The organism is Bradyrhizobium liaoningense, assembly GCF_018130955.1.
Classification (GTDB): domain Bacteria; phylum Pseudomonadota; class Alphaproteobacteria; order Rhizobiales; family Xanthobacteraceae; genus Bradyrhizobium; species Bradyrhizobium liaoningense_C.
On the sequence record NZ_JAFCJM010000120.1, the window covers coordinates 1 to 7,357 of the forward strand.

At 57.8% G+C, this 7,357-nt stretch carries 6 protein-coding genes and 1 pseudogene; 3 read left to right on the top strand and 4 right to left on the bottom strand.

Features of this window, described 5'->3' with window-relative positions:
- Positions 1 to 477: 477 nt before the first annotated feature.
- From JQ632_RS38610 to JQ632_RS38620, 3 genes are all read right to left on the bottom strand, one after another.
- On the bottom strand, positions 478 to 864 hold the full coding sequence (locus tag JQ632_RS38610; RefSeq protein ID WP_312015710.1) for a hypothetical protein: 387 nt from the start codon (positions 862 to 864) through the stop codon (positions 478 to 480).
- Between the two features lie 449 nt (positions 865 to 1,313).
- On the bottom strand, positions 1,314 to 1,628 hold the full coding sequence (locus JQ632_RS38615) for a hypothetical protein (RefSeq protein WP_212407955.1): 315 nt from the start codon (positions 1,626 to 1,628) through the stop codon (positions 1,314 to 1,316).
- 97 nt (positions 1,629 to 1,725) lie between these two features.
- Positions 1,726 to 2,019 carry a hypothetical protein gene (locus JQ632_RS38620; protein WP_212407956.1) on the bottom strand — a complete coding sequence of 98 codons (294 nt, stop codon included), beginning with the start codon at positions 2,017 to 2,019 and terminating at the stop codon, positions 1,726 to 1,728.
- Between the two features lie 1,205 nt (positions 2,020 to 3,224).
- Here JQ632_RS38620 and JQ632_RS38625 point away from each other — a divergent pair.
- Together JQ632_RS38625 and JQ632_RS38630 are read left to right on the top strand one after the other, a co-directional pair.
- Positions 3,225 to 4,221 (top strand): annotated as a pseudogene (locus JQ632_RS38625) (IS110 family transposase).
- A 508-nt stretch (positions 4,222 to 4,729) separates the two neighbouring features.
- Entirely contained in the window at positions 4,730 to 5,185 is a 456-nt protein-coding gene (locus JQ632_RS38630) for a hypothetical protein (RefSeq protein ID WP_212407957.1), read from the top strand.
- Positions 5,186 to 5,257: 72 nt separating this feature from the next.
- Here JQ632_RS38630 and JQ632_RS38635 read toward each other — a convergent pair whose 3' ends face one another.
- Positions 5,258 to 5,800 (bottom strand): HEAT repeat domain-containing protein, encoded by a 543-nt coding sequence (locus JQ632_RS38635; protein ID WP_212407958.1) that lies wholly within the window; start codon positions 5,798 to 5,800, stop codon positions 5,258 to 5,260.
- Positions 5,801 to 6,180: 380 nt separating this feature from the next.
- Here JQ632_RS38635 and JQ632_RS38640 point away from each other — a divergent pair, with 380 nt between their 5' ends.
- Positions 6,181 to 7,020: a universal stress protein gene (locus tag JQ632_RS38640; RefSeq protein ID WP_212407959.1), complete on the top strand. Its 840-nt coding sequence runs from the start codon at positions 6,181 to 6,183 to the stop codon at positions 7,018 to 7,020.
- Positions 7,021 to 7,357: the final 337 nt, after the last annotated feature.

A 7,357-nucleotide genomic window follows, 5' to 3' on the forward strand; every position in this document is an offset into this window, starting at 1 on the left:
CACCCGCTCATGCCCTGTGCATTGCGTAGCGTAGGAGTTGCGTTGAGAGCGTCAGGGTCGGCGGATCAAAGCCGGTCAGCCTTACCAAATGGCCGAAAGACATCCGTCGGTTACAGCCGACTTTTGCAACAAAATCGGCCCTTCTCCGACGTGACGGAACGTCCCGTCTGAGTCCGTGATGCGCTGTAGAGCTGACATTGAGCGCGCCAATTTGGATGACGATCCCCGCTTTGACGGCCAACGCTGAAAGCCCGATTGCCGGGGCCGGGGCGCGGTGCCCGTAGCGGCGCCTCCGCTGGAGGTAGGGTGAGGAAGGCTTCACCGGAAACGCGCTCAGCGGGCAGTTGCTCACCTTCGGAAGCCAATCGCAACCGGGGATACATATCCGGTAGTGGCGGACAAAGACCGACACAAGGCGCTCATTGCCGAACTGGAAGCATCGTTCAAAATAGTTGATACTGCTGACCTGTTGAGCGGCTAAGTCATGCTCCCCGGCATGAAGCACCGGATCGATATATCTCGATAGAAGTCATTGTAGATGGGCCAGACCATGGTGCGCCCGGCGCGGTTTGGCTCGGTGATGACTGCATCGTCTGGCACATCGACCCAGATCATATCTTTGGAACCCACGTCTTTCGGGAGTCGGACTCTGTAGTGGCCGTCCTTGGCCTCCCAGTCCACGTCTTCTACGGCGTGACCGTCTGCGTACGAGCAACAGAGGCCTTTATGGCTGGCCAGCTGCTCGAACCACTCGTGGAGCGGTGAACTCCTGAAGCGTCCATCGAGGTCACGCCCTTGCGCCGGAAATATTGTCAGCGCTACGATAGAACTGATCAACGGAATCCCGCGCTTCGACCACGCCATGCCACGCCGCCCCATAGTACCCTCCGGGCGAACTGCCAACGCTTATGCATGAGTCCGCACTCGCTCTGGAAGGTTCGGTGATTCAGAGTGGGGCCGAACGTCGCAGAATCCCGACGCGTTTGTGATCCAGTTCACGATAATCAAGGTTGCCAAGAGCCCGGGTTCGAACCCGGATAGAAGCCGCCGAGATCGACCACCAATATTAGCGCTTCGATCGCGGCCCGCCATCCCGGCGCAGACGCTCGCGCTTCAGCAGCTTCGTGATGAAGATGGCCGCGTCTTTGAGGATTAGGAACCTGGTTCTCCTCCCGAAAACCGCTGAGTGGCGCGTCTTGTCCTAGATCAATAGGGGCCCACCATCTTAGCCCAATGCTTTCAGGCAGCACGAGGCCGCAACGGTGTATACTCTTTTTAGTGGGAACCGTTTCGACATCTGTTAGAGGCCCGGATCATCCCACATCCGGGCCTCGTGGCTCTTCTTGGATCATTTGACGATCCTGTACGCCCTTTGCATGCTTCTTGCGCGGATTGGTAACCTGCTTGCGACGGTTGAGCGCCCGCAGCATGCCGATGCGGGCAAGCATTGTCGGGCCACCGAGATCGGCCACCAGCATCAGCGCCTCGATCGCCGCCTGCCATTCCGGCGCATCATGCTCGCGCTTCGGGAGCTTCGTGATGAAGGTGGCTGCATCTCTCAGGGTTTCGATCCTTCGGCTATCTGGCAGCTCGATGGGATCGAAAAATGGGCACGACCAATCCGCCATCTACGCGCGGCGCCACCTAATTGAAACAAAAAAGCCCCGCCGTGAGGCGGGGAGCGCAAAGGTGCCGCAAATGGGTGCAGTCGCGTCGGTCCGCGCGCTAGTGTGGTGCGAAGCCAACAGTGACTAGCTTCTGGTTCGCAGCCAATGCCTCAATATTTTTCGAGCGCGGGCTCAAGACCGCAATCTGATGGGGAGAGGCGGGCATGTCGCCGAACATCAGCGTTGGGACGGGCGAGGACTCTTGAATACCGGCCGATCCCACCACCGAAAATTGGTGGGCGGTGATCGGGAAGCCCATCAATTCATAAGTTGGAAGCTCCCCGGCAGTAGCTCCATCGGCTCCTATCAATATGACGACCGCGACGGCGGCAAATGGGAACAGACGTTTCATGACGCAACCCCTGTTTTGAGATGGATACAATATTCCCACCACACATTTCCGCAGTGACATTGGCCCCGGTTCTGACGCCAGATTGTGAGCCTGTTCACAGGCTGCGTCCAAATTCTTGGATCACAGGGACAGTAGAATTGACGCAAATCGAGCAGCCCGTGAAACCATTTCCCCGCCAAACGAAGTGCTCCCGAAACAGGAAGCTGTTCTCATCGTGACCTCGAAATTGGGTCCTGAACCCTCACTCGGCGGCCGCGCGGTTCTCATCACCGATATGATAATGAACACCAACCACAAGTCTGCTTACGTACTTCCCGTAAGATATAGACCGCGATGTCGCAGTTCGACAATCTCGACTGGGAGTGCAAGGGATCAGCTTTTTCATTGTTCGGCATAGCTTCAAAGAAGGTGTCGAAATGACAAATGAAACAATCAAAATCCTTCTCATGGTCATGCTTTTTGGCGGTCTTCGAACGGCGATGTTTGTGACCGACGTGATGCCAAAATGGTGGCCGTGGCTAGTGCAGCACCGACGGGCCTTCCTTCATTGGATGGCAGCTTTACTCTGGCAAGCTATGTTGCAGCCCGCCAAGCTCCGGCGCCCGCTACCGCAATAGCGCGCGTTGCTCATCGGGCGTGCCAGCGCAAATTATTGCACTTCATTGGGCCGCCATCCGCTAAGGGGCGTAAGTGTGTCCACGCAGTGGAGGTGGCTCCCGGCCGGATCATGGCCGTCGAAGCGTTTACCGGCCCGTTCGAACGTCGCCGCTGTGCCGGAGGTGCACTCGCCCGGGTTCGATCCGGGATAAAAGCCGCAGCGCCAGCACCACGGATCGGTGCTGACCGGGTTGCCGCTGCGCAGGCCGATCGTCCCGACGTTGACATCGCCGTAATAGATCGACCAAATCCTCAAACCCGGGGCGCCCATCACGGCGCGTCGAGCTTTGCTCCGGGTCAATAGCGTGTAGCGACGTAAAGGCCCTTGCCATGTGCAGGGGCTTGATCATCTAGCTCTTCGCCGGGTGACTGATGATCTGTTGGATGCTGTTGAACGGCGCCACGAGAGGCCTAGCTTTTGCGTGGTCCGTATGATCGCTCTCAGCGATGAAATCGCTCCCCACGGTGTAGGGCGGGTACATGGTGCATGCATTCTGTACGCCGAACACAATCGTCAAGGACTCGCAGTCCTCTACTAGCTTCGAGAGATGGCCGGCCAGGTGGTCGTGCGCCGTCAGTTAAGGCGGCAGCAGGTCGTGGCATTGTTCCAGAAGCTGCCGCCATGCCTAGTGGGCATCGAGGCTTGCGCCTCGTCGCACCATTGGTCGCGCGAGCTGCAAGCGTTGGGGCATACGGTGCGATTAATGCCTCCGGCCTATGTGAAGCCCTACGTCAAGCGACAGAAGAACGACAGCACGGACGCGGAGGCGATTTGCGAGGCGGTCACGAGACCTACCATGCGGTTTGTACCGACCAAGACGGTCGAGCAGCAGAGCTGCCTGATGCTTCACCGGGCGCGCCATCTCTTCATCCGCCAGCAGACTACCGTGATCAATTCAATCCGCGCCTATCTCGCCGAGTTCGGGATTGTCGCCCCTGTCGGGCGCAGGGGTGTCGAGCAACTGCTGGAGATCGTCGCCGATAGAGCCGACGACCGGCTCCCCCAGGTGGCCCGTGCTTGTCTTGCGGCTCTCGGCAGTCAATTGCGCGCACTGAAGGCCCAAATCCTGGAGTTCGACCGACGCATCATCGCCTTGGCATCGATCAAGCGTGACGAGCAAGCGGCTTGACGCGATCCCCGGCGTCGGGCCGGCGCTGACAACAGCTCTGGTCGCCAGCATTGCCGATCCCAAGGTTTTCCGATCGGGACGAGACTTCTCGGCCTGGGTTGGGCTCGTGCCGAAGCAGAACTCGAGCGGAGGCAAGGACAAGCTTGGCAGTATCAGCAAACAAGGCGATCGCTATTTGCGAAGCCTGTTCACGGCTGGCGCGCTCGCCGTGATCCGCTATGCCAAGATCCATGGCACGGGGCATCGGCCTTGGCTGACGGGACTGCTGATGCGCCGACCCACCAAGGTGGCTGCGATCGCGCTCGCCAACAAGATTGCTCGGATGGCGTGGGCTATGATGGCCAGGGTGAGCGCTACAGGGAGCCCGTCGCGCTCGCGGCGTAACCTATCGCGCCGGATATCCGGTGTGACGTAACGGTTGGGAGGGCGAACAGCACGTAATGCAGCGCCGGTCGATCCGGCGATCAGGACAACCCACTTGGGCCATGGCATCTTCGAATGCGTGCTTTTGACCGGGACCTGATCCGCGGAGGGCGTTATGGCCAGCGGTCACGTGAACCGCGCTAACAGGCCGAACACATGGCTGCTCCGACTACCGCCGCATGCGTAAAGAAAACCCTTGCCAGCCCGGAGCCGTCCACACATGGCCCTTCGCGACATTTCCCAGCGCTGCAAATTTAGATGCTTTCGGGGCATAGCGGACATGGCCTGAGTTGTTGCTGCCTCGACCCGGTCGCGAATGCCCCGGAGCGGACTTCGAGGCGCCGCGCCCATATGTCAGCCGGAACCCCCACGACGTTGCAGAGAACGATGTGCTTCATCACGTAAGCTTTTCTCAGTCGCCTTCAGCAAAAGTAAATCACACCATGCGTAACCTTCAGCAAACGAATCTCTTGGTTTGATGTGAAAAGGCGAAGCAGCAAATGATTTCGAATCGCCCTGCTCTAATCTTACAGATGATGCTTTATCTCGCGGCATTTTTGCTATTTGCCGCGTCGCTGTTTCTGCCCGTGGTCGTGACTGTCGAAACCAACCACGCTTCCCAATCAACGGGCGAATGGATCGGCTGGTGGTTTCTATTCTTTGGCCCCTTCGCTATCTCGAAGTGGCAGTTCGGGTGGTTCGCCAATCCATTGATGCTGCTTTCCGCCATGCCAATGCAGCCCCATTTCAAATTGATCGCTGCTGGCATTGCTGTAGCGCTGGCAGTCTCAACCATAAAAATACGTTCGATGCATGTCGCTGACGCTGAGTTGGTTGTAAAGAGTGCTGGGTTGGGATTCTATCTTTGGCTTGGTTGCCCATTTCTTCTGTTGTTCGGAGCACTTGTCGGACCAGACGGCAAGATCATTGGTACTAGCAGGGGGCAAGCCGCTTGATCGCAGACTACCCGCTGTTCGGCCCGGTCAGAGCTTCTTGAGTTCGAAGCCTGCTTCTGACCCGTATCCGACTTAGCTCGAAGAAATCGAACGGAGCCTTGGCTTGGTCCGGCTGTGGATTGGGCCTCCCGGCACATACCATCCGGCTTTCTTTCGCACGGTTGGATTTTCGTCACTTTGTTGGGCAGCGGAAATCGCCGCAGCGGCAAGCGCATTGGTGTGGACGAACTGTCCGACCACTTCAATTGCCATTGCGCGCACATGCGCATCGGGGTCGCGCTCAAGCAGTTTCATCGCCTTTGGCAGCACTTCGGCTTCCTCGGGCCTGCAGGTTCCTTCCTTGCATCGGTCGCACGCCAATGTGTGCAAGGCGGAGCATCTGACCCGCTCATCGCCATCGTTCAGCATACCGATCAAATCGGAGAGAGTATCGGGTGACAAATACCGGTCGAGAAACCTGCAACAATGCAAGCGGACATCAGGATTGTCGTGCCGCAGCCCGGCGCGCACTGCAGGAAGTGCCTGTATCCCAAGATCGACCAATGCCCGATAGGCGTTCGGCGCCTTGTACGGGAATGCGAGTTCTTCAATGATGTGATGATACTCAGCCAACATGTCGACGAACCCGCGAAGGTTGTTGAATGTCCCCAATGGTACCATGCCGCGGCGCTTCTTTTCAAATCCAGTGCTTCCGCTTATGGCCCGAAGGCGAAGTCCGAGCGGCTTCCGAGACGGTCCGCTTATCGGGGTAGACCGGAAGTGACTGGCCAGACTGGAAAGCGGCGTTTTTGACCCTTCGGCGCCTCGTCATCAGCTCTGATGTCCGCTTTGCGCCAGGTGCGTGCTAACATGAAGTGCTTAGTTGCTCGGCATTTTGACAACGAGCTGCGTCGCAATCAGGAACGATTCGTCGGTCTCAGTCGCAATCCGTTAGCCTTGTCTCAAAGGTGACTAGACGCTGTACATGAGTGTTCATCTGAAACACGGGGTTGAAAATGAAGACGATCTTGGTACCGATCCAAAACATTGCGGCCATGGCATCCGTGCTCGAGGCTGCCGTACGTCTCGCGCAACGTACCGGCGCCTACGTCGAAGGCTTTCCGCTCCGGTTCGGCATTCCTCAATATTTGGCTGCAGAACTGGCCACCGGATTCTCTTTAGATTCGTATTATGCGAAGAGCGAGGAAGAATTGGCAGAAATGCACCGTTCGTTCGAAGCGTTCATGCTAAAGCATGATATTGCCAAAGCCACTGCAGGTTCGAGCCGACCTTGCTTCGGTTGGTTGGAAACGGCGCCTGAGGGTGAAGAGTTTGTCGGAAGTTATGGGCGCGCTTTCGACGTCATTGCAATGACACGGTCCGACGTTGATGCTGCCGGTCCTCACCGGCGCGCCATTGAATCTGCACTGTTTGAGAGCGGCAGACCCATCCTACTGGTGCCATTAGACCCGCCGAAAAGCATCGCGACAAACATCATGATCCACTGGAACGGTAGTACCGAGCAGGCTCGGGCAAACGCATTTGCCATGCCGTTGCTTCGTCTGGCGGAAAGAGTAACGGTGCTGACCGTGATTGGCGGACAAGAGGTACCAGGCCCATCTACAGATCAGATAGTCCGGCAATTGCTGTACAACGACATTGCCGCCAAGCTAATGAGCGTCGTGCTGGACGATCGCGAGACTGGTGAGGCGGTCCTGGACGCCGCCAGAGCACAAGGCTGCGATCTGTTGATAAAAGGAGCCTTCACCCGCAACAGGTTGCGGCAAATGATATTCGGCGGCGCGACCAGCTATATCATGGAGCACGCGGATTTGCCCGTCCTAATGGCGCATTAGAACTGCGCGTACAATTCGCCTGCACATTTCGCGTCATCGCTCACTCGCAGTTGAGCATAGCCTAGCAGCTCCCGGAAAGGACGCCACCACGCCCTGAGCAGGCGCAGGGCGGTTCCAATGTTCGCGATCGAACATTCAGGCGTGCAAAGTTTCGCTAAGGCTGTATCGCGGCCAATCCAGTGCCAGCCCCCGGCGCACGAGCCAATCCGCAAGATCGACACCACCAGCCCCACATGAAGCGACAGTGCGCCCGTATCGGTGTAAGCACCCGGTGAGGGCCGCCTTCCTAGATCATGTTCGAACGTGAGATGCTTTGCTGATTAATTTGCCAGCAAAT

Coding starts and splice junctions, on each gene's coding strand:
- JQ632_RS38610 (WP_312015710.1), bottom strand. CDS start 864: ATGGCGTGGTCGAAGCGCGGGATTCCGTTGATCAGTTCTATCGTAGCG.
- JQ632_RS38615 (WP_212407955.1), bottom strand. CDS start 1,628: ATGGCGGATTGGTCGTGCCCATTTTTCGATCCCATCGAGCTGCCAGAT.
- JQ632_RS38620 (WP_212407956.1), bottom strand. CDS start 2,019: ATGAAACGTCTGTTCCCATTTGCCGCCGTCGCGGTCGTCATATTGATA.
- JQ632_RS38630 (WP_212407957.1), top strand. CDS start 4,730: ATGATTTCGAATCGCCCTGCTCTAATCTTACAGATGATGCTTTATCTC.
- JQ632_RS38635 (WP_212407958.1), bottom strand. CDS start 5,800: ATGTTGGCTGAGTATCATCACATCATTGAAGAACTCGCATTCCCGTAC.
- JQ632_RS38640 (WP_212407959.1), top strand. CDS start 6,181: ATGAAGACGATCTTGGTACCGATCCAAAACATTGCGGCCATGGCATCC.